19 protein-coding genes are annotated in these 20,911 nt (G+C 59.0%); 8 read left to right on the top strand and 11 right to left on the bottom strand.

What is annotated here, in order from left to right; all coding sequences use genetic code 11:
* The first annotated feature begins 109 nt into the window (after positions 1-109).
* Positions 110-1,303, top strand: coding sequence for an aminotransferase class I/II-fold pyridoxal phosphate-dependent enzyme (locus tag OS242_RS12165; protein WP_267151968.1), 1,194 nt, complete (start codon positions 110-112; stop codon positions 1,301-1,303).
* Between the two features lie 41 nt (positions 1,304-1,344).
* The gene (locus OS242_RS12160) at positions 1,345-2,547 is read left to right on the top strand and encodes an alanyl-tRNA editing protein (RefSeq protein ID WP_267151967.1); all 1,203 of its coding nucleotides are present in this window, start codon (positions 1,345-1,347) and stop codon (positions 2,545-2,547) included.
* A 62-nt stretch (positions 2,548-2,609) separates the two neighbouring features.
* On the opposite strand, the gene OS242_RS12155 is transcribed toward OS242_RS12160, so the two are convergent.
* The 3 genes from OS242_RS12155 to OS242_RS12145 all read right to left on the bottom strand — a co-directional run bounded on the left by OS242_RS12155 (position 2,610) and on the right by OS242_RS12145 (position 4,879).
* Positions 2,610-2,903, bottom strand: coding sequence for a DUF962 domain-containing protein (locus tag OS242_RS12155; RefSeq protein WP_267151966.1), 294 nt, complete (start codon positions 2,901-2,903; stop codon positions 2,610-2,612).
* 113 nt (positions 2,904-3,016) lie between these two features.
* Positions 3,017-4,213, bottom strand: a complete 1,197-nt coding sequence (locus OS242_RS12150; RefSeq protein WP_267151965.1) for an iron-containing alcohol dehydrogenase — start codon at positions 4,211-4,213, stop codon at positions 3,017-3,019.
* Positions 4,214-4,291: 78 nt separating this feature from the next.
* On the bottom strand, positions 4,292-4,879 hold the full coding sequence (locus OS242_RS12145) for a histidine phosphatase family protein (RefSeq protein WP_267151964.1): 588 nt from the start codon (positions 4,877-4,879) through the stop codon (positions 4,292-4,294).
* A 116-nt stretch (positions 4,880-4,995) separates the two neighbouring features.
* On the opposite strand from OS242_RS12145, the gene OS242_RS12140 reads away from it, so the two are divergent.
* Positions 4,996-5,637 (top strand): hypothetical protein, encoded by a 642-nt coding sequence (locus OS242_RS12140; RefSeq protein ID WP_267151963.1) that lies wholly within the window; start codon positions 4,996-4,998, stop codon positions 5,635-5,637.
* A 70-nt stretch (positions 5,638-5,707) separates the two neighbouring features.
* Here OS242_RS12140 and OS242_RS12135 read toward each other — a convergent pair whose 3' ends face one another.
* The 5 genes from OS242_RS12135 to OS242_RS12115 form a co-directional block, all read right to left on the bottom strand.
* Positions 5,708-5,974, bottom strand: a complete 267-nt coding sequence (locus tag OS242_RS12135; RefSeq protein WP_267151962.1) for a DUF2621 family protein — start codon at positions 5,972-5,974, stop codon at positions 5,708-5,710.
* Between the two features lie 50 nt (positions 5,975-6,024).
* Positions 6,025-6,324 carry a hypothetical protein gene (locus OS242_RS12130; protein WP_267151961.1) on the bottom strand — a complete coding sequence of 100 codons (300 nt, stop codon included), beginning with the start codon at positions 6,322-6,324 and terminating at the stop codon, positions 6,025-6,027.
* 153 nt (positions 6,325-6,477) lie between these two features.
* On the bottom strand, positions 6,478-7,524 hold the full coding sequence (locus OS242_RS12125) for a hypothetical protein (RefSeq protein WP_267151960.1): 1,047 nt from the start codon (positions 7,522-7,524) through the stop codon (positions 6,478-6,480).
* A gap of 152 nt (positions 7,525-7,676) precedes the next feature.
* On the bottom strand, positions 7,677-8,681 hold the full coding sequence (locus tag OS242_RS12120) for an inorganic phosphate transporter (protein ID WP_267151959.1): 1,005 nt from the start codon (positions 8,679-8,681) through the stop codon (positions 7,677-7,679).
* The gene (locus tag OS242_RS12115) at positions 8,674-9,297 is read right to left on the bottom strand and encodes a DUF47 domain-containing protein (RefSeq protein WP_267151958.1); all 624 of its coding nucleotides are present in this window, start codon (positions 9,295-9,297) and stop codon (positions 8,674-8,676) included. The genes OS242_RS12120 and OS242_RS12115 overlap by 8 nt, the downstream gene beginning before the upstream one ends.
* Positions 9,298-9,551: 254 nt before the next feature.
* Between OS242_RS12115 and OS242_RS12110 the strand changes: the two genes are divergently transcribed.
* Both OS242_RS12110 and OS242_RS12105 read left to right on the top strand, forming a co-directional pair.
* Complete coding sequence (locus OS242_RS12110; RefSeq protein WP_267151957.1) at positions 9,552-9,713, top strand: hypothetical protein; 162 nt, start codon at positions 9,552-9,554, stop codon at positions 9,711-9,713.
* Positions 9,714-9,725: 12 nt separating this feature from the next.
* Positions 9,726-10,778 (top strand): M23 family metallopeptidase, encoded by a 1,053-nt coding sequence (locus tag OS242_RS12105; RefSeq protein WP_267151956.1) that lies wholly within the window; start codon positions 9,726-9,728, stop codon positions 10,776-10,778.
* A gap of 56 nt (positions 10,779-10,834) precedes the next feature.
* Here OS242_RS12105 and OS242_RS12100 read toward each other — a convergent pair whose 3' ends face one another.
* Positions 10,835-11,110, bottom strand: coding sequence for a DUF3905 domain-containing protein (locus OS242_RS12100; protein ID WP_267151955.1), 276 nt, complete (start codon positions 11,108-11,110; stop codon positions 10,835-10,837).
* A gap of 127 nt (positions 11,111-11,237) precedes the next feature.
* On the opposite strand from OS242_RS12100, the gene OS242_RS12095 reads away from it, so the two are divergent.
* The 3 genes from OS242_RS12095 (at position 11,238) to OS242_RS12085 (ending at position 16,422) form a co-directional block, all read left to right on the top strand.
* Complete coding sequence (locus OS242_RS12095; RefSeq protein ID WP_267151954.1) at positions 11,238-12,593, top strand: PIG-L deacetylase family protein; 1,356 nt, start codon at positions 11,238-11,240, stop codon at positions 12,591-12,593.
* A 209-nt stretch (positions 12,594-12,802) separates the two neighbouring features.
* Positions 12,803-14,089 carry a tetratricopeptide repeat protein gene (locus OS242_RS12090; protein ID WP_267151953.1) on the top strand — a complete coding sequence of 429 codons (1,287 nt, stop codon included), beginning with the start codon at positions 12,803-12,805 and terminating at the stop codon, positions 14,087-14,089.
* 131 nt (positions 14,090-14,220) lie between these two features.
* Positions 14,221-16,422, top strand: a complete 2,202-nt coding sequence (locus OS242_RS12085; RefSeq protein ID WP_267151952.1) for a YcdB/YcdC domain-containing protein — start codon at positions 14,221-14,223, stop codon at positions 16,420-16,422.
* Between the two features lie 52 nt (positions 16,423-16,474).
* Here the strand turns inward: OS242_RS12085 and OS242_RS12080 are convergent, their stop codons facing one another.
* Positions 16,475-18,469, bottom strand: coding sequence for a glycoside hydrolase family 15 protein (locus tag OS242_RS12080; protein ID WP_267151951.1), 1,995 nt, complete (start codon positions 18,467-18,469; stop codon positions 16,475-16,477).
* A gap of 1 nt (position 18,470) precedes the next feature.
* Entirely contained in the window at positions 18,471-20,900 is a 2,430-nt protein-coding gene (locus OS242_RS12075; protein WP_267151950.1) for a sugar phosphate nucleotidyltransferase, read from the bottom strand.
* Between the last annotated feature and the right edge of the window lie 11 nt (positions 20,901-20,911).

Raw genomic sequence — 20,911 nt, 5'->3', positions numbered from 1 at the left:
ACTCTTCCCTTATTTCTTTTTCCATCCTACCATAAGAGGGAAGGATTCGCAGACCGCTGAACCGAATTTCGTAACAGGCTTGATACAGACCGGAAGGGGAATCGTTTCCATGTTTTTGACCGAACGTTCGATTCAATCCGATAAGTTGCAATTTCTGTCCTCCTCGATCTTTACCGAGATGGCGAATCTCAAGCACTCCCTGATCGCACAAGGCCGCGACATCATCGACCTTGGCATCGGCTCGCCCGACCTGCCGCCGCCCGCTCACGTGCAACAGGCGCTGATCGACGCGGTCCTCCGGCCGAACGCGTTCGGCTACGCGCATCAGCAGGGCTTTCCGACGCTGCGTCAGGCGTTTGCCGACTGGTACGGCAATCGCTTTGACGGGGTGGCGGCACTCGATCCGATGAAGGAAGTGCTGGTGTTGATGGGCTCGCAGGACGGCCTCTCGCACCTGCCCGCCGCTCTGCTCAATCCTGGCGATGTCGCGCTGCTGCCCGACCCGGCGTATCCGGTGTACGAGGCGGGCGTGTACCTGGCGTCCGGTGAGATCGCGCGGATGCCGCTCTTGGCAGACAACGGGTTTTTGCCCGACTTCAACGCGATCCCGGAAGAGACGCGCCGTCGAGCCAAATTTATGCTGCTCGCCTATCCGGGCAATCCGGTTCCGGCGATGGCAGATGAAGCGTTTTTCAAAAAGGCAATTCGGTTCTGCAAGGAAAACGAGATCATCCTCGTCCACGATCTGGCGTATTCGGAGCTGACGTTTGACGACTATCGCCCGCTGTCGATCCTGCAGGTCGAAGGGGCGCGTGAGATCGCGGTGGAGTTCCACTCAATGTCGAAGAGCTTCTCGATGGCCGGCAGCCGCATCGGTTTTTTGGTCGGCAATGAAAAAGTGGTCGGCGCTTTGGCGATGCTGAAATCGAACATCGACTACGGCGTGTTCGGCCCGGTGCAGCATGCGGCGACGGTGGCGTTGACCGGGGATCAGTCCTATCTGAAAGAAATGGCGAAAACGTATGAAGCGCGCCGCGACGCACTGGTGGACGGGTTGGCGGAGATCGGCTGGACGGTCGACAAACCGGCGGCGACGATGTTCGTCTGGGCCAAACTGCCGTATGAGGTCGACACTCGCGAGTTTGCGTTCCGTCTGATGCGCGAGGCCGGGGTCGGCGTGATCCCTGGCGAAGCGTTCGGCGAGCAAGGGCGCGGCTATGTGCGGATCGCGCTGGTGCAGCCGGTCGAACGGCTTCAAGAGGTCGTGCGCCGGATCAAGGAATCGGGAATTTTGGAAGGATAATCAGGTGTTGCTTGGGTGATGAGGAAAGGACGTTTTGCTGGATGACGCGCAAACTTTTTTATGAAGACCCCTATCTGACCGAGTTTACCGCCACGGTGACCGGTCACGGGACGGAACCGAACGACACGCCGTATGTGGTGCTCAGCGAGACGGCGTTCTACCCCACCGGCGGCGGACAACCGTGCGACCTCGGCACGCTGAACGGCGTGCAGGTGGTCGATGTGGAAGAGGTGGACGGCGAGATCCGTCACCGCCTGGACGCGCCGTTGCTCGATGTGCTCTCCATCGAAGGGCGGATCGATTGGACGCGCCGCTTCGATCACATGCAGCAGCACACGGGACAGCACATCCTCTCGGCGGCGTTTGAGCAGTTGTTCGACGGCGAGACGGTCGGCTTTCACCTCGGGCGCGAGGTGGTGACGGTGGACATCACGTTGCCCGATCTGACGCAGGAGATCGCGGAAGGGGTGGAGCGGCTGGCCAACTCGATCGTGCTGGCAGACCGCGAGATCCTCTGCCGCTTTGTCGACAAGGAAGAACTGGCCCGGATGCCGCTTCGAAAACCGCCGTCCGTGACGGAAAACATCCGCATCGTGACGGTGGACGGGTTTGACTACAGCCCGTGCGGCGGCACGCACCCGGCACGAACGGGCGAGATCGGCATGATCAAGATCTTGGGCTGGGAGAAATACAAAGGCAATGTGCGCGTCGAGTTTGTCTGCGGCTGGCGGACGTGGCAGGCGATGACCGACAAACAGATCGTGCTGCGCCAACTCTCCCGCCATCTGACCGCAGGCGAAGCGGAGCTGCCGGACGGCGTGGCTCGCCTGCTGAAAGAGCGCAAAGAGCTGGAAAAAGCGCTGGCCGAAGCCAACGCCAAACTGCTGGAGGCGGAAGCGGACACGCTGTACGCCGCCGCCCGCGACCAGAACGGCGTCCTCCTCGTCGCCAAGGCGTTCGAAGGCCGCTCGATGCAGGAGTTGCAACGCCTCGGCCAACGCATCGCCTCGCTCGACCCGCAGGCGGTGGCGTTGCTGGTGACCGGCGGCGAGAAGACGCAGCTCGTCTTTGCCCGCGGCGGCGAGGTCATGGTACCGATGAACGAACTGCTGAAAGAGACCCTGCTCCTCATCGACGGCAAAGGCGGCGGCAACCCGTCCCTCGCCCAAGGCGGCGGGTCGGCCGGGAAGAGTGCGCCGGACGTATTGGCGCATGCGGAGCGGTTGTTGGCCGCTCGTCTGTAGGCAAAAAGAAAAGACTCGATGGTCGCTGTGCTGTGACCGTCGAGTCTCTTTTTTTTGCTTTCTTATTTCAACGGCTTGCCCGTCGCTGCACCCCAGATCCGTTTGAGTATCCACAACGGTCCTACTAACAGAAAAATCGGATTTTTCAAGAAAGACGGCGGGTTGCCTTCGAAGTAATGGCCGACGAATTGAAAGATCCAGCCGACGACAAACAGCACGAGCGCCCATTGCCAGCTCCAAAAGACGAGCGGCAGCGAGACGACGATCATCGGGATGCCGATCGCGTGTGTCAGTTTGTTGACGGGGTGCTGGTGGTCGCGCTTGTAGGTCTCCATGAAGGACAGGCGTTTTTCCATGCGACACTCCCCCTTTATGCTCTTTTCTTTATCATACGCGCGAGTGGTTGGCGGATGCAAGAAAAAACCACTCGACCATATGGTCGAGTGGTGAATGACAGTAAGAACCTGCCTTAGAAGCTGTCTTCGTAGATCGCGAGTACTTCCTTATCGTTGAGTTGGCGGGTGGCATGGATAAAGCCAGCGCCGCGTCCGCCGACGCGCACCGCTTCCGCCGCCATTTCAGCGAGGGAATCGCGGGAGATTCCGAGATCGCTGAGCTTAACGTGAACGTTCATCGACTGGAACCAGTTGACGACAGCAGCGATGGTTTGCTCGGCTGCTGCGCGGTCATCCGCTTCCTGGATGCCGAACACGTTGCGGCCAAGGCGTGCCAAACGGTGCGGACGGTCTGCCGCCACCCGCTCGAAATACGCCGGGGTCAGAACGGCGAGGCCGCGGCCGTGCGAGATGTCATAAAACGCCGACAGCGTGTGCTCCATCGCGTGCACCGGGAACGCGCCGCCGCGACCTGCGTTCGGGAGACCGATCAACGCCAGCGTCGACGCCCACATCAACGCGGCGCGCGCTTCGTAGTTTTGCGGCTCTTTGACGGCAATCGGGCCGTTTTCCACAGCGGCGCGGATCAGCCCTTCGGTGATGTGGTCTTGAACGCGTGCATCCTCTTCGCCGGTCAGATACGCTTCGTAGAGATGCGTAAACATGTCGACCGCGCCGTCCGCCGTGTACTCCGGCGAGACGGTGTAGGTCAATTCCGGGTCGATGATCGCGATGCGCGGGAAGAGAGCCGGGCCGCTCATGCCGCCTTTTTCTTTGGTCTCCTCGTGCGTGAGGACACTGCCGCTGTTCGCCTCCGAACCGGTGGCGGCCAGCGTCGGGATCGTCAGGATCGGCAGGGCTTCCTGCACGGGCAGCAGGTCTTGCCATTTGCCCGTCTTGTTGCCGCCGATATACCAGTGGCTCGGGTGGCCGGACATCGCGACGGCGGCGATCGCCTTCGCCGCGTCCATCGGCGACCCGCCGCCCAAACCGATGATCAGACCGACGTTCTCCTCGCGGGCGATGCGGCCGCCCTCGTCGACCGTATGCGTGCGCGGGTTCGGCTCGATCCGGTCATAGACGACCACCTCGACGCCTGCTCCTTCCAGCGACTTGACCACGCGGTCGAGCACGCCCGTTTTCTTCGTTGCGGTGCGTCCGGTGACGATCATCGCTTTCCCTGCGATCTTCGCCGCCTCTGCCCCCGCCTTTTCCACTTCGCCGCGCCCGAACACGATGCGCGTCGGCATATGTAATGAGAAATCCAACATGTGGGTGTATCCCCCTTTCCTTACTAATGTAAAGTATAGCGAAAGGGCACGGGGAAAACAAACGTTCCAAACGGTCGTTCAGTCCAGATGAGCGGTGCTGTTGGTGAAGGAGATCTTTCTCCCGATGTCGTTGTATTCCAGCAGGTGGATGCCTGTGTCGTCTGTGTGAAAATAAAGATTGTGGATCACCGGCAGTTGCAGGAACGTCTCGATCAGACGCGAGATCGTGCCGCCGTGCGCGACGATGGCGATGCGTTTGTACGGGCGGCTGTGCTCGCGGATGTAGGAAAAGACTTGTTCGGCGCGTCCTCGAAACTCGATCCAGCTCTCGCCGGTGGTGCCCACTTTTTCGTGGTGCAACAGTTCCCACGGCATCGGCCCTTCGGTGATCGGCCGCCCGGCCTGCTCACCGTTGTCCATCTCCCGCAGTTCCGGCAGGTACTCAATCGGACAGCCGACCGTACGCTGCAACACGGAGGCAGTTTCACTCGCACGTTGGAGCGTGCTGGCCCAGATCATCTCCGGCGGGAACTCGTTCGCTACCCGCTGCGCCATCTTGTGCACTTGTTCGATGCCAAGTTCCGTCAATGGAAAATCAGCCCGCCCTTCGTGTACATCGAGCAAGTCGGCTTCCGACTGCCCATGACGAATCAACAAGATCTGCATGTGATTTACCTCCTAAAATTTAGAATAGTCTTCCATTATAGCAGGAGACTGAAAGATTGTGGAGAGGGCACACTACACACAACTTACTCCAAGTTCCGGAAGGAGGCTGTTTACATATGTGGTTGGTGAATCGTGGTGTGGCCGGTTTTACGGCAGTGGCGTTGATGAGTGCGGTGGTGGTGAGCGGGTGTACGCAGGCAGATGGGACCCCGGTGCCGGATCGTGCGCAGGTGCAAGAGATCGGCGGTCCTTCGGTGACGGGCACGTTGCCGTTGCGTCCGGGGGATATGCGGGCGTTTGAGGAGGAGTTGTTCCGGGCGATGCCGGTGGCGGCGCAGGCGCGCAGCGAGTTCCGGGTGCTGCAAACGCAGGATGTCGCAGGCGGGACGTATGTGCTGTATGCGGTGCCAAACAATGACGGACTCGCCTTCGCCGGACGCCGTGCCGACGGCTCGGTCACGGTGCATCACGCGCGCTGGCCGATGGCAGTGACCGACCCGGCGCAAGACCTCGTGGTCGTGCGGGCGATCCCGCCGAACAATGAGATCAACCCCGGCTACGGCGTGCTGGCCGGGCGGGTGTACAATCCGTTTATCGAGCACATCGAGGTCAACTACCGCGACGGACGCAAAGACCGGCTGGACGTGTCGCACAACCGCGGGTTTATCTTTGTCCGCAAAGCGTTCGATCCCCGCTTTGTGCAAGTGCGGGCGTACGGGACAAACGGCAATCCGTATTGGAACATCGACACCCGGTGAGGCTGAATACAAAAAAGAGCACGCTCCCTGTCATCGGGAAGCGTGCTCTTTTTCTTGCTTTCTGGCCTCATTACGCCAACAGGTCTTGGTACTTGGAAATATCGAAGCCCTTGCCAGTGAGGACCGATTTGATCTTTTCCTTGTCGGTGTCTTTTTTCGTGCCGGCGATGATGTAACCGCGCACCACGTCGTCTTCGTCAACCGTTGCATGGCCGGCTGCTTCTGCTTGAGCAAAGATTTCTTTTTCGATCGCTTTTTTCGCCATCGGACGGGCAAAGAACGGGATCGGGCTCAACAGGTCGTCGAGCAGGGATTTCGCGCTGTCATTGTAAGTCAAAGAAGATTCCTCCTACTGCATAGCAAGTATCTTCTCTAGTGTACCACAACTTACCGTTTCCAATCCTGCACGATCAAATGAAAGGTGCCGCCGCGACGCATTTTTCCGGAACGGGTGACCGTTTGGCGCTCCTCCACCGTCCCGGCGACGGTGATCGTGTCGCCTACTGCGAGTTCCGGCAGATGACCGCCGAAGTTGAGATACAGCTCCGCTGCCTCCTGTTCGCCGACGAGGACGGCACTCTCCGGCGCAAATCGGGCGAGGAAGATCTCGTCCGCCTCCTCGATGCTCTGGTAGGATGTCGGCGCGGTGAGCAGCGTGCCTTTGATTTGTACCAGCGTTTCGTTCATGGTACTACCTCCCCCTCTTCTGTCTTTCAGTCCGTGATTCGTTATTCAAACTATTCGTGACAGGCAGAGGGTTTTCCTGTTTTCCAGATGTTACAAAAAAGAGTCGGCTTCCCCGCGAGAGGTGACCGACTCTTCTTCTTTCAAATAAAAGGCTTAGAACTGACGGCCGACCATTTGGTTCAGGACCGATTGGTTTACATGGTCATACTGGTTTTGGCCGGTGTACATCGACGCCGGGTAAGAGCTCGGACCCTCGGAGTCAAAACGGTTGGTGAATTGGTCCGCGTTCATGACGGCACGGAATGCGCCTTGATTGCCCATCATGCCCATCTGGGAGCCCATGTTGCCGCCCATCATCGAGCTGCCCATCATCGAGCCGCCGCCAAAGCCTGCGCGCATGACGTTCGCTTCTTCTCCGTTGATGGTGCGTTGATGAATTTGCCCCAGAGCCGGATTGTCCAGTTGGGACTGGCCTTGGAAGAGGGACGCTTGATGAATGCGGTCGAGCTGTTGTTGCGGGATCGTCGATTGGGTGAACGGTTGACCGCCCATCATCATGCCGCCTTGGTTGAACGCTTGGTTGTAGCCTTGGTTTTGTTGCAGGCCGCCGCCGTTCGGGAGCGATTGATTTTGGAAGCCTTGGTTGAAGCCGCCACCGAAGGATTGTTGCCCGTATTGGTTGATTTGCGGTTGCGCCATCATGCCGTTTTGCATCGACGCTTCATGGATGCGTTGTACTTGCGGCGAAGAATACGAGCTCTCTTGACCGCCAAACAGCGAGTTTTGATGGATGCGTTGCAGTTGCGCGCTGTTTTGCAAGCTTTGGTTTTGGAAATTTTGCGGGAAGGTGTTGAAGCCTTGGTTTTGTTGCAGACCGCCGCCATTGGGCAGGTTCTGGTTCTGGAAGCCTTGGTTAAACGACTGGTTTTGGAAGCCTTGGTTAAAACCGCCGTTTTGTGCGAATTGCGGTTGCGCCATCATGCCGTTTTGCATCGTGGCTTGATGGATGCGTTGCACCTGCGGGTTGCCGCTCATTTGGGATTCTTGCCCGCCAAACAGGGAGTTTTGATGGATCCGTTGCAGTTGACCTTGATTCGTGAAGCCTTGGTTAAAGGAGTTGAACCCTTGTCCTTGTTGTTGACCGCCAGCATTTGGCAGGCCGCCCATCATCATCATGTTGGTGCCAAACTGTTGATTCATCTGTTGTTTCCCTCCATCGCGAACGAAAGTATGTAGGTGTTTTGCTCCCTCGCTTTTCAGTGTGTCTCCAACTCGAAGCACCTATTCACAAGCGGAAATAAAAAAACACCTCCGCCCGAATTTGCGAGCGAAGGTGATCCTGAGATACGTATTTAGATGAACAACAGATCGAGCAGCCAGTAGATCAACGCAGCCAGCACCGCCGTGATCGGCAAGGTGATGATCCAAGTCGTGACGATCTTGCCCGCCACGTCCCATTTGACTTTGTTGAAGCCTTTGGCCGCACCGACACCCATGATCGCCGACGAAATGACGTGCGTCGTGGAGACCGGCAGATGCAACAGCGTCGCGGTCAGGATGACAGACGCCGAGGTCAAGTCGGCAGCAAAGCCGTTGACCGGCTTGATCTTGATGATGCCGGTGCCGACCGTTTTGATGATCCGCCAGCCGCCGGACGCGGTGCCCGCCGCCATCGCGGCAGCCGCAGCCAGCTTGACCCAGAGCGGGATGTCATCGGTGGTTTGGAAACCGCCGGCGATCAGCGCAAAGGTGATGACGCCCATCGCTTTTTGCGCGTCGTTGGTGCCGTGCATGAACGCTTGGAACGCAGCGGTGAGCACTTGGAACCCCCGGAAAGTGCGCGTCATCTTGCCGGGGTTGGCGTTTCGGAAGATCCAATATAACAGCAACATCACCACAAAACCGACGACCAGTGCGATGATCGGCGAGAAGAGGAGCGCCTTGAGGATCGAGACAAAGCCGCCGGAGTTGATCGCGGAAAATCCGGCAGCCGCGATGACAGCCCCGGTCAGCGAGCCGATCAACGCGTGGGACGAGGAAGACGGAATCCCATAGTACCACGTGATCAGGTTCCAGATGATCGCAGCGAGCATCGCCGCCGCGACGATCCACAGACCGTTGCTCAGCTTGAACGGGTCGGCGATGCCTTTGCCGATCGTCTTGGCCACGCCTGTGAAGGTGAGCGCGCCCAACAGGTTCATGGAAGCGGCGAGGATGATCGCCGCTCTCGGGCTCAACGCCTTGGTCGAGATCGAGGTGGCGATCGCGTTCGCCGTGTCGTGGAAGCCGTTGATGAAGTCAAACGCCAGCGCCAAGATGACGACGAGGATGATCAGAGACAGGCCCGCATCAAGCATTTTTCAGGACGACCCCTTCCACCAGGTTGGACACGTCTTCGCAGAAGTCGACGCCGTCCTCCAACTTCTCGTAGATCTCTTTCCACTTGATGACGTAGATCGGGTTGGCGTTTTCGTCGTTGAGCAGTTTCGCCACGGCGCGACGATAGATCTGGTCGGACTCCGACTCCCATTTCTTGACGTTTTTGACGAGGCCCGGGATCTTGTCGTATTTCAGTTCGCGCAGCAGGTGTACCAGTTTGACCAGTTCTGCGGTCGCGCCTTCCATGGCGCGGGACAGCGCGATGATCTCCGGGGTCGGAGCGCCGATGCGATAGAGCACGCAACGGTCGGCGACGCCGGTGATGATGTCGAGCACTTCGTCCATCGTGAACGCCATCGCAGCGATGTCTTCACGCTCGATCGGGGTTACGAAGGAAGAATTGAGTTTCTCCATCACTTGGCGGGTGATCGCGTCCCCTTTATGTTCCACGTCTTGAATTTGATCGAACTTCGCCTGCACATCCGTGTAGTTCTCCATCAGGTCCACCAACAGCTTGGCTCCGCGATGTACGTTGTTGACTTCCTGTTCCAGCAGGTCAAAGAATGCGTCGTTTTTCGGTCCCAGTCGCAACATGACAGGTTGTCCTCCCTATGACAGTTCGATTTCAAGTCCATTTTTGCTAAGAATATGTATCGGCTTGGTATAAATCCTTTATCAATTTATCCTTTCCCATCGACGCTGACAATACCCGTTCGACAAAAAGAGACATGTTTTACACAATCTTAACATTTGTCCCCTGTTCCGCCTTGTATCCCCCATCATTTCCCTCTCAAACGAAGGTGCAGAGCGGGTACACTAGATCAAGATCAATCGAGGGGTGAGACGCGATGGCAAACAAGCAAACACGGAAAACGGTTCCTCAGAAACAAGGAGATAAATTTTTCTACTTCAACGTCGCCGATGAAAGCCACGCAAAACTGTTGGAGAAAGAGCGCAAGATCGATGCGATGCAAGTGCTGGGTGAAGAATTGAAGATCGACGAATATTGAGGTGATCATGCGATGAAGACACGCAAGACAGCCTGGATGTTGCCGTTGATGCTCACGCTCACTCTCTGGCCGCTGCCGTCGTTTGCGGCCGCGACCGATACAACGGTCGCTGCCAAGGCGGCAAACCCGGAGTCGCTCGACTTGGTCTCCGCCGAAGTCGCTCAGCAAGAGATGCCGGTGCTGCAACAGGTCGAACGCAAGACGCGGGTCCCTTGGTACTATCTCGCGGCGGTCAATCAGTATGAGATGGGCATCCACTGGCGCAGGAAAAAGGAAGAGCGCAACACGTCGCCGATCCAAGTCCAGATCCCGGCGGAGAAATGGAGCGGCGCGACCAATCCGACGGCTGAGGATATCAATCCGATGACGATCCAGATCTTCGGCGGCATCGGCCTCGATGGCAACAACGACAAAAAAGCGGATCGCACCGACCCGGTGGACGCGATGTACACGATGGCCAAACTGCTCGCGAAGGAAGGCACGAATGAGCAAGCGATCCGGGTCTCCCTGTGGGAGTATTACCGCGACGGGCTGGTCGTCGACCGCATCACCGGATTTGCTCAGATCTTTAAAGAAGCGGGCACGACCGACGTGCGCGGCCACTCGTTCCCGATCCCGCTGCGCTACAATTATTCCTATCGCTCGACGTGGGGCGATCCGCGCGGTTGGGGCGGACGCCGTGTCCACGAAGGGTGCGACATCTTTGCCGGCAGCGGCACGCCGGTGGTGTCGACGTCGTACGGCGTCGTCGAGGTGATCGGCTGGAACAAATACGGCGGCTGGCGGATCGGCATCCGCGATCTCAACAACGTCTATCACTATTACGCGCATCTGCGCGGCTTTGAAAAAGGGCTGAAACACGGCTCGCTGGTCAAGCCGGGTCAACTGATCGGCTCGGTCGGCTCCAGCGGCTACGGCAAACCGGGCACGTCCGGCAAGTTTGCGCCGCATCTGCATTACGGGATGTATCGCGAGTCGGGGACGCGCGAATGGGCGTTTGATCCGACGCCGCACCTGCGCAAATGGGAGCGGGAGACGAAAAAAGCAAAAAAGAAGAAGAAATAGCGAAAACAGCCACCCGCTGCAGGTGGCTGTTTTCGTTGTGCGGCAGGGAGCCGATGTCACTTGTCCCCATTTCGCATCGACACATCGTGCGTGGGGTGCATGAACGGAGCCATGACCGGATTGCGCTGACCGTTCAGCAGTTCGATGTTCTCCCGCCGCGTCGTGCCGAGGTCGTGGTCGTTGTCCACGTATTTGTCCCCGGACATGATAAACGGATCGGTGTCTTTGCTCCAGTTGTCGAGCGGCGTGTTGCGCCACGGAGCATTCAACTCATCGTTGTTCACATTCCGTTCGCGAAGTTTCGCGCGTTCGCCCGTTTTGCGTGTTGTCATCTGGCTCACCTCCATTCTTCAGTGTACCCTCGCAGAAAGTCCTCTACTCTGAATAAGGTCAGGGGGTGTTTCGGCACAATGTACCCAAAGACTCTATGCCATTCTCGGGGAAAGGAGAGGTCGACCCATGTGGTTTCGCCGCTTGCTGCTCTCCGCCCTCATCGGCTCACTGCTGCTCGCCTGGCAGCCGGGCCTGGCCAAGGCCGCCGCTTTCACTCCCGGCCCCCGCACGCGCTTGCTGGTGATCGTGCCGCATCCGGACGACGAATCGCTGGCCGGCACCGGCTTGATCGAACGCACGCTGCACGCAGGCGGACAGGTGCGGCTCGTCGTGATGACGAACGGCGACGGGTTTCGCACCGCCGCCAAACGGGCGTTTGGCATCGCGTCTCCCACGTCGGACGACATGTACCGGCTCGGGCTGCTCCGTCAGCGGGAGGAGCTGGCAGCCGCCAAAAAGATCGGCCTGACGGAGCGGGACATTTTGTTTCTCGGCTATCCGGACGCAGGACTTCACCAGTTGTGGGACACGCACTGGGACACAACACGTCCGTATCGCGGGATCAACGGCCATCAACAGGTGCCGTACCGGCTGGCTTACCGTCGCGGTGCGCCGTACTGCGGCCAGTCGGTGTCATTCGACCTGACGCGGGTGATCGGCGAGTTTCGGCCGACCGACGTCCTCTATCCCGATCCGCACGATGTGCACCGCGATCACTGGTCGACGTCCGCCTTCACTCAGTACGCACTGGCCAAAACCAAGAGTGCTCCCCGCGAACTCACGTATCTGGTGCATTATCCGGACTATCCCAGCCCTCGTACCTATCACCCGGTCAAGTCGCTCGCCCCGCCGGCGCGGCTGGCTCACATCGACGGCGTGCGCTGGAACAAACAGCCGCTGACCGCTTTGGAGCAGTCGCAAAAGCATACCTCGATTCTCACCCACCGCTCGCAGGTGCGGGTGATGCGCGATCTGTTGACCTCCTTTGTCCGCACCAACGAACTGACCGCCGCCTACTCCTTGCCGCAAGTCGCCCCACTGCAAGGCCGCGGCACACAGGTCTTTTTGCAAAGATCGCCCCTGCCTCACATGATCGTCTGCGACCCGGCACACGATCAGACGGCGGCGCAATCGTCAAACGCCGATCTGCAAAAGATCGGCGCGGCCCGCGATGCCGACCGGCTCTGGCTGTGCTTGGAGTTTGGCGGCAGCGTCCGGCTCGGCTACGACTACGCGCTGCATCTGCGGTTGCCGGACAGCACACGCTCCCGGCTCGATCTCTACGTCGAGAGCGGCCGCATCCGGACGATGCTCCCCCTCCTCCAAGGGGAACAGCCCGACCTGCAATGCTTTGGCAACCGGCTGCTCCTGTCCATCCCCCGCTCGGCTCTGTCAGACGCACAGACGGTCTTGCTCTCTGCGGAAGTGCGCGCACACGGCCTCCTCGCTGACAAAACACCTTGGCGACGCGTCCGCTTGTAAACGATGTGGAACAGCCCGGCGATGTCGTCGGGCTGCTTTTACATAAATATCCATTTGTAGATAAACCTTAGAACTATTACTTATTTGCTTTCCGTTATCACTTAAGTTATAAAAAAAGTTCATATAAACTTTATTTTGCTCTTTATTCGCTATACCTAAAGTAGTAAAATGGAGCCTATACGCATCACATACGTGGAGGTTTTGAGAGTATGTCGTTGGGACAGAAAATTCGGGAACTCCGGGTCGCAAAAGGTCTCACCCAAAGCGATCTTGGCAACGGTCTCGTCACGCCGAGCATGATTTCCCAAATTGAATCGGATAAAGCAAACCCCTCTTACAAAGTCCTCGAAGCAATCGCGGAGAAACTGGAGACCCCGCTCGAACATTTTTTATCAGACGTGCAGACCCAATTGGAACAGACCAGCGCGCATAAAGTTGCCAAAGCGCTGCTCGCCTCCAACAATTTTGAACGGGCGGCCACTCTGCTGGAGTCCTTATTGGAAAAGCCCGCCCCCAATCTCAATCAGATCGACGTCAATTTTGATCTGGGCGATTGCTATCTGGCCATGAAGCGGTATGACGATGCGATCTTGCTGTTTGACCGGGTGATCGAACTGGGCATCACCAAAGGCATCCCGACCGCGTCCTTGCAGGGCCTGCTGAAACTGGGACTGATCGCAAAAGAGCGTCGCAAATACCATATGGCGATCTTTCACTGGCGCAAAGCGTATGAGCAGTTTGACCAACTCTCCCAGCCGGAGCCGTTCCTGCAGTCGCAGATCCTCACGCACCTCGGGGAGGTCCACAACCAGCTCGGCGAATTTGAAGAAGCGCTGGAGTACTTTGGGATGGCGTACCAGTTCCTGTCGTCGTCCAGCCATTTTGAACAGATCGGCTTCACTTATATCGGCCTTGGGCTGAGCTATAAGAAAATGCGCGAATATGAAAAAGCGACCGAGTATTCCCAATATGCGATCGCGATCTTTGAATCGTTGAAAAACATCAAGCTCTCCATCGATGTGAAGAAAAACTACGGCCTGCTCAAAGGCGAAGAAGGCCAAGTCACCGAGGCGATGCGCATCTTCCGCCAATGTCTGGACGAATACAACCGCCACGGCTACACGAACGAAGGAGCGGCGGTGCGCGCCGAGATCGCCCGCATGCACCTGCGGGCAGGCGAATATCTCGACGGCAAAAACGAGTGCACCCTCGCCCTGCGCGACCTGCCGCAGCGCGCCAAGGAAGCAGCGCCGGTGCTGCGCACGCTCGGCCTGATCGAGGACAAACTCGGCGACACCGACGCCGCTGTGAAAGCGTTGGAAGGCTCGACGCAGATCTATCGCGCCTATGATCAGTTGGCCGAACTGGCGGAAACGTGGTCGATGCTCGGTGATCTCTATCAAAAACGCGGCGAGTATTCGCGGGCGAACGAATGCCTTCAATATATGAAGCAATGCCTGACCGACAACTTGAAAATGCGCGGGATTATTTTATAATCCTGTATGAAAAAGACAGCGTGCTGACCGACTTCCTGGGACAGCGCGCTGTCTTTTTATGGTATACTCTGATAGACAATATTTTCTAAAATATAGTTCTTTTCCCAAAGATGAGAGGAGTTATTTGTCACATGCAAAAACGCAACGGGTCTTTTCTGCCCTTGTTGGTCGCCGCCGGCCTTTTTCTGAGCGGCGTCACCGTCTTCCCCGTCGCTCCTGCTCTGGCGGCAGAAATGAACACGAGCGCGGTCCAACTGTCGAGAGATGCGGCCGTCGCGAAGGCGCGCGACATGTTTGCGCTGGCGGAGTCGGACTGGTCGGTTCGCTCCGTCGCCCTGTACCAGAAGGGGGCAGGCGAATGGCAGAAAGAAGCGACCGTTCCCAGTTGGTCGATGTGGTTTGAAAGCACGAAGGGCTCCGGCACTCTGCTGGCCACTCTCGATGCAAATACAGGCCAACTGCTCGCCATGACCCGCCCGTCCACCGCCGAGGCGAAAGAGTTTACCCTCGACCAACAGTTCGAGAACGGCGAGGCATTTTTGAAACGATATGCGCCGCAAGTTCTCCCCGAACTGGCTCGCAACGCCTCGACCGGTTGGCAAACACCGACCGGTACTATGCGGTTAAACTGGGATCGGAAGACACGGGACGGCGCGTATGTGATCAACGACCGCATCTGGATGGAAGTGTCTCCCGGCGGCGAAGTCACGCAGTTTCACCTGAACTGGACCGACGTCGAACTGCCGGAGGTCGAGTCGAAGCTCACTGTGGAGCAAGTCAAGGACCTGTTTGCCAAGACGCTGGAGATGCAACTCCGCTATGAGCGGCGGTACGACTCCCAAGGCAAATCGGAATATACGGTAGTCTACAAGCCTTTGTACCGCTCGACTTCCGGGAACCCGACAGGCTATGCCGAACACGAATACCTGCCCTTGTTTGACGCACGCAGCGGGGAATACCTGGACCTGCAAGGTCGACCGGTCGCCGAACCAAACCTGACCCGGACGCCACCCTTTCAACCGAACGGCCCGGTCGCGCCCCGTGAGCGAGCCACGGCGCTGACCGAGCAAGAAGTGTTCGACCTCGTTGAAAAAAACGGGTTGATCCGGGAAGGGTATATCCCGCATTCCACGCAGTACACAGAAAAAGACGGCCATAAAATCTGGCAGTTGCGGTACCTTCACCACCAGTCGAACAATCTGGACGATGACATTTCTCTTTCGGTCGATGCGAGCACAGGCGAACTGGCCCACCTGTATGACTTTGGTGATCCGCCCGTGAACGGTCTGCCTGCGATGTCCGATGCCGATGTGAAAGCAAAGGCGGTGGAACTCGTCACCGGTCTGTTCCCGAACCGTCTGGGCCTGCTGGGCCTGACCGACGGTCCGCTGGAGTTCGAAAACGGCAACGAGCAACGAGTCGTCCGATTCCCCCAACTTCACAACGGTTTGGCGACAGACGGCGGAGTCCAGCTGTACTTTGACGCGGCCGGCCAGTTGCTGCGCGTGCAAACCGACTTCCTGAACGGAGAGGAACTGACCGCGTATCCGTCCGCTCAAGGCGTGATCACGCCGGAACGCGCCGAGTCGATTCTGCTCGATCAGATCCCGCTTCGTCTGTCATGGCTGATCGTCCACAAGGACAGCGGCGAAACGGAGACCGTGCCGGTCTATGCGCCGAAACGGGCGAGCTATCTGGACTTTGTGCTCAACGCGCATACGGGCAAACCGTTCCTCGAAAACGAAAGAGAAGCGTCGAAACCGAAACCGTCGATGCCGACCGACATCGTCGGTCACTGGGCGGAGGAGGTGCTCACCCGCTATGCGAAACTGGGCCACTTGAACGTGTCGGCAGAAGGCAAAGCGCATCCGGATCAAGCGATCTCCCGCGCCGAACTGATCCGCCTTGCGGTGGACCGCACCGTCGCGTACGTTCCAAATGAAAAAACGGAACCGACCTTCCCGGATATCTCGCAGGACCATCCGCAGTTTGTTCAGATCGAGGAGGCGTACCGCAAAGGCTGGATCCGCAAAAGCGACGCGTTCCGCCCGACCGACGCGATCTCCCGCGAAGAGGCGGCGACGATCTTTGCCCGCATGGCCGGGTACAAACGCCTGTCGCAGGACCACTCGATCTTCAAACTGCCCTATGCGGACAGCCAAGAGATCTCCGAATGGGCGCAAGGCTCTGTCGCCATCGGCTACTCCTTTGGCGTGATGCGCGGTGCGAACAACCAGTTTCGCCCGAAAGCGAACATCACCCTCGCCGAAGTGGTGACGATCCTCGAACGCATCCCCGGCATGGATGACAACATCGGCATCTACCCGTGGTAAAAACAAAAGCGTGCTTCCGACAGCGGAGGCACGCTTTTTTGCACGGGCAGAGCTATTCGGTTTCTTTCCCCGCAAACATCGATTTGTTCGCCAACTCCCGGTACCGCCGCCCGTAGCGCAGCACTTCCTGCACCAGCGTCGCGTGTGACCACGTCAGCGGCGCGACGGAGAGCGGAGTCCCTTTGTACGGATGCAGTTGCTCCGGGAGCAAGCCGCTCTCCAAGCGATGGCGGAGCACCCATTCAAAGATCTCCTTGGCGACTGCGAGGTCTTCCAGCGTTTCGGCCGCCTCGATCCGCCAGGCTGCTTCCCACAGCGTGCAGATAATCCACGGATTGCCCGGCACGCTCTCGATGTCGCCCGATTTGCGGAAATAGCCGTCGTCGGTGTAACGAGCCACGCCGCCCACGTCGGTGCGCACGCGAAGGCCCTCCCAGACCCGCTCCATCGTCGCTTGCAGGCGGGGATCGTCCGGCGAGAGGATGTCAAAGTGGAACAACCCGTAGAGGCTGGACTCCAGCGTTTTGTCTTTTTTGATCTCGCCGCCCGCACCCAACTCCACACCGCGCAGGAACCGGCCCAACACCGGGTCGTAGAGATGGCGGTCGAGGCCTTCCAGCAGCCGCTCAGCCGCGCTCTGCATCCGCTGCGCCCGCTCGACATCGCCAAAGACCTGAGCAAAATTGCGCGCGGCCCGCACGCCGGCGATCACGGTGGAGACGGTGAAAGTAAAGATGCCGCGCCGCTCCTCCCAGAGATCGTAGCTTTCGATGGGAAGGTTCAACTGCGGGTAGACGTATTCGATGAGGAAGTCACCCGCCGGAGCGATCAGCGTCGGGTACAGCGACTCGGCCAGTTCGACATCGCCGTATTTTTGATAATGCTCCCACAGCGCCCAGAGCACCAGCCCCGTCTCATCCTCTTGGATCGGCAGTTGCGGCTCGCCGTCCTTGAGATACGGGTGCCAACTGGAGCCGACCGAACCGTCCGGGTTATATTTGTGCAACAAAAATCCGCCCGCCGTCAGCGCGTCCTCGCAAAACCTGAAAAACCGATTGGCGATCCGTTCAAAGCCGGCTTGGCTCATCGCGTGCGCGATCAACGCGCCGTCTCGTGGCCACATGTACGAGTAGTGGTCGCGGTTGTATTGCAAAATGTCGGTGTCGTTGGCGGCGATGATCGCGCCGTTTGCGTCCGACAGCGTCTGCACGGTCATCAAGGACAGTTTATACAGTTCGATGATCGGTTCCGGCAGATCGCCAAACTCCGCATGCGACTGGCGCAACCACTCCCGCCAATACGCGTCGATCTCATGGAACAACCGCTCCGGCGTCCGCTGCAACACCCACGCGTTGCTCTCCTTCACCTCGGGGAAGGTGCGGCCGACGGAGATCCAATAGTACATCGTCTCCTCGCCGTCTCCCGGCACGTGCAGTTTAAACGACACGGTGCTGTCGACCGACCCTTGCGCGATCGGATTGCCCGACAGCTCGCCGTCCTCCGCGTCTTTCCACGTGCCCTGCAGCGAGTGGAATCGCTTGATGCCGGTCGTGTACTGGAACAGGCCGCCCAGATGCGTGTAGCCGTTGGCGAGCAGATAGCGACTGCGCTTGTAGTGGTAGACGGCGTTGAGCACCGGGTCGTAACAGGCGGTGTCGCCGATCTCCGTCTCGTCGATGCAAAAGTCGTGCGTGAAGAAAATACGGATCTCGCGCACATGCGGTTGCTCGTTGACGACCCGGATTTTTTTCACATACACGTGTTCCCGGAAATGAACGGCGTCCTCCATGTGGAGCGTCACGCCCATCTCCGCGTGGCGAGCGCAGACATCGGTGATCAGCGTGCCGGGCCGGTACCGGGAGCGGATCTCCCAGCCTGATTCGTCGCACCATGAAAAATGACCGTCGACGTAGACGCCGATGGAGTTGCGATTGCCGCCGATGTGGTTGAGCTGACCTACGTACGGGTAATAGAGGTCGCGCATGTTCGTCGCTCCGTCAAAGCCGATGAACATGTGACCGTTGCCGATGACCAGCGTTCGTGGCACCCTATCCACGTCCTTTCGCATGTTCTGATTGGTAGACGCGGATCTTTTCCGCAAAACTGCCGGCCAACTCTTCCGCCTCTTGCTTGGTCGCTCCCTGCGCGAACACCTGGAACAGCGGCTCATCCGAGTCGGGCAAGATCAGCGTCCAGCCGCTCTCGGTGAACACTTTGATCCCGTCGAGCAGTTCGACCGTCTCGCCTTTCGTCTCCTCGATCAACAGGCGCATCACGCGGCCCTTTTCCTCCCACGGACAATGCACATCCCGGCGCAAGATGTGGAAATGCGGGATATCGCCGAGGAGCGACGACAGCGTCCGTCTTCCTTTGGCCAGCGAGCCGAGCACCTTGACCCAGGTGAACAGCCCGTCGTGGAGCATCGGGAACGCCTCGCTTTGCATCGGCTCCATCAAAGAGCGCGGGTTGGCTTTGGTGCGCACCACCTCGCCGGCAAACTGTGTGGCCAGCAGTTCCAGCACCGTCGGAGCGGTCACCGGCACGGCAAACCGTTTGCCGCCGGTCGTCAGGTGGACGAGCATCTGCAACGCCAGCAACAGGTCGCCTTCCACGATCTGTCCCTGCTCGGTGACCAAGGCGATCTTTTCACCGTTTTCATCGATCCGCACCCCGAGGTGGCAAGCCCCGCCTGCGACCGTCGCTTGCAACTCTCCGTGCGCCGCCTCCTCTGCCGGGATGTGCACCGCCTTGATGCCGAGCGCCTCGCACAGCGGCGCGACCACGGCGGCGAGCTGCCCGCCTTCGATCTGCAAGGCGATCCGGAACCGTTCGCGCTTGATCTCATCGGCATCCACTTGGCGAAGCAGGTCGGCGATGTACGTCTCGGTCAACTGCGGGCTGAACTCTTGTCGGCCGATCTGCGTCCGGTGCGCCCGACGGAAATCTTCCTGCCAATATGCGTTTTCAATCTTGCGCTCCAGCCCTTTGTCGATATTCAACCCGGCGCTGTCGACAAATTCGATCAAGAGGCGGTCATCGCCGGTCGCCCCAAAGCGGCGGACGTGCACCCCGCCCTGCGCTTCCAGCAAGCGAACGGCGTGGCGCAACATCGGCGTCGTGCCAAGTCCCGCGTCCTGCGAATGCACGCCCGCCGAGTGCAGTCCCGCTGCAAACGCCCGCTTGATCAGCGTGGAAAACGGGTCGTCGTCGCAGGAGATCACCACCCGCGCCCCGTACGGCAGCGTCGCGCCGTAGGCCGCCGCCAGCCGCCCGGCAAAGTCCGGGGTGAGGTCGACGTTGCAGATGCCCTGCACGCCTTGCAGCCCGAACAGATGCTTCTCCAGTTTCTCGCCCCAGATCAGCGACGTGTGGGCGATCGTTCCTTCCTGCAGGCGTTTGGCCGGCCACAGCTTCACCTGCGGCTTGACGACCGACTTGGCACCCAACGTGCAGGCGTCGCCGATCACCGCTCCTTCAAACGCCGCCGCATGCCCTTCCAGCGTCCCGTTGCCGCACAACGTCGCCCCGCGCAGTTCCACGCCTTCACCGATGTAGTTGCCGTTCCAGACGACGGTGCGCTTGAGCGACGCGCCCGCTTTGATCAGATTGCCTTCACCGATCACCGTATACGGTCCCACCGTCACGCCCGGCTCGATCACCGTGTCGCGCCCGATGAAGCACGGCCCGGCCAGATCCACGCCGTCGCCGATCTCCACGCCTTGCCCGACGAAGATCCGCGGCGCGACGCGGGTGCCGCGAATGCCGACCTGCACCTTGCCGTCGAGCATGTCAAATTGGGTCTGGCGATACTGCGCCAGATTGCCGATGTCCGACCAGTAGCCGTCGGCGATATGCCCGTGCAGCGGGTAGCCGTTCGCCATCAGGAAGGGGAACAGGTCTTTGCTGAAATCAAACTCTTGGTCGCGGGGGATGAAATCGAGGACTTCTTTTTCAAAGAGATAGATGCCGGTGTTCACCGTGTCGGAAAAGACCTCGCCCCACGACGGCTTCTCCAAAAAGCGCACGATCCGCCCGTCCGCCTCGGTGATCGCCACGCCAAACTCCAGCGGCGTTTCCACGCGGGTGAGCACAATGGTGGCGAGCCCGCCTTTCTCCTGATGGCTGCGCAGCGCGTCGAGCAGATGGAAGTCGGTCAGCGCGTCGCCGGAGATGACGAGAAACGTCTCGTCAAGAAACTCATGCGCGTTTTTCACCGATCCGGCCGTGCCCAGCGGCGCATGCTCTTCAAAATAATGCATCTTCACGCCAAACTCCGACCCGTCGCCAAAATAGCCCCGGATCGCGTCCGGCATGTATTGCAGCGTGACGGCGATCTCCGTGATCCCCGTCCGCCGCAGCAGGTCAATCGTGTATTCCATGCAGGGAATACCCAGCAGCGGCACCATCGGCTTCGGTTTGTTGCAGGTCAGCGGACGCAGACGGCTCCCTTTCCCACCGGCGAGAATGACAGCTTTCATGTTCGAGTTCC

Source organism: Tumebacillus lacus, from assembly GCF_026410385.1.
In the GTDB taxonomy this organism is placed as follows: domain Bacteria; phylum Bacillota; class Bacilli; order Tumebacillales; family Tumebacillaceae; genus Tumebacillus; species Tumebacillus lacus.
The sequence above is the reverse complement of the archived record's forward strand: the minus strand, read 5'-3'. Positions and strand labels throughout refer to the sequence as shown.

Coding starts and splice junctions, on each gene's coding strand:
- OS242_RS12095 (WP_267151954.1), top strand. CDS start 11,238: ATGTGGTTTCGCCGCTTGCTGCTCTCCGCCCTCATCGGCTCACTGCTG.
- OS242_RS12130 (WP_267151961.1), bottom strand. CDS start 6,324: ATGAACGAAACGCTGGTACAAATCAAAGGCACGCTGCTCACCGCGCCG.
- OS242_RS12155 (WP_267151966.1), bottom strand. CDS start 2,903: ATGGAAAAACGCCTGTCCTTCATGGAGACCTACAAGCGCGACCACCAG.
- OS242_RS12150 (WP_267151965.1), bottom strand. CDS start 4,213: ATGTTGGATTTCTCATTACATATGCCGACGCGCATCGTGTTCGGGCGC.
- OS242_RS12105 (WP_267151956.1), top strand. CDS start 9,726: ATGAAGACACGCAAGACAGCCTGGATGTTGCCGTTGATGCTCACGCTC.
- OS242_RS12160 (WP_267151967.1), top strand. CDS start 1,345: ATGACGCGCAAACTTTTTTATGAAGACCCCTATCTGACCGAGTTTACC.
- OS242_RS12085 (WP_267151952.1), top strand. CDS start 14,221: ATGCAAAAACGCAACGGGTCTTTTCTGCCCTTGTTGGTCGCCGCCGGC.
- OS242_RS12115 (WP_267151958.1), bottom strand. CDS start 9,297: ATGTTGCGACTGGGACCGAAAAACGACGCATTCTTTGACCTGCTGGAA.
- OS242_RS12090 (WP_267151953.1), top strand. CDS start 12,803: ATGTCGTTGGGACAGAAAATTCGGGAACTCCGGGTCGCAAAAGGTCTC.
- OS242_RS12145 (WP_267151964.1), bottom strand. CDS start 4,879: ATGCAGATCTTGTTGATTCGTCATGGGCAGTCGGAAGCCGACTTGCTC.
- OS242_RS12110 (WP_267151957.1), top strand. CDS start 9,552: ATGGCAAACAAGCAAACACGGAAAACGGTTCCTCAGAAACAAGGAGAT.
- OS242_RS12100 (WP_267151955.1), bottom strand. CDS start 11,110: ATGACAACACGCAAAACGGGCGAACGCGCGAAACTTCGCGAACGGAAT.
- OS242_RS12125 (WP_267151960.1), bottom strand. CDS start 7,524: ATGAATCAACAGTTTGGCACCAACATGATGATGATGGGCGGCCTGCCA.
- OS242_RS12165 (WP_267151968.1), top strand. CDS start 110: ATGTTTTTGACCGAACGTTCGATTCAATCCGATAAGTTGCAATTTCTG.
- OS242_RS12075 (WP_267151950.1), bottom strand. CDS start 20,900: ATGAAAGCTGTCATTCTCGCCGGTGGGAAAGGGAGCCGTCTGCGTCCG.
- OS242_RS12140 (WP_267151963.1), top strand. CDS start 4,996: ATGTGGTTGGTGAATCGTGGTGTGGCCGGTTTTACGGCAGTGGCGTTG.
- OS242_RS12120 (WP_267151959.1), bottom strand. CDS start 8,681: ATGCTTGATGCGGGCCTGTCTCTGATCATCCTCGTCGTCATCTTGGCG.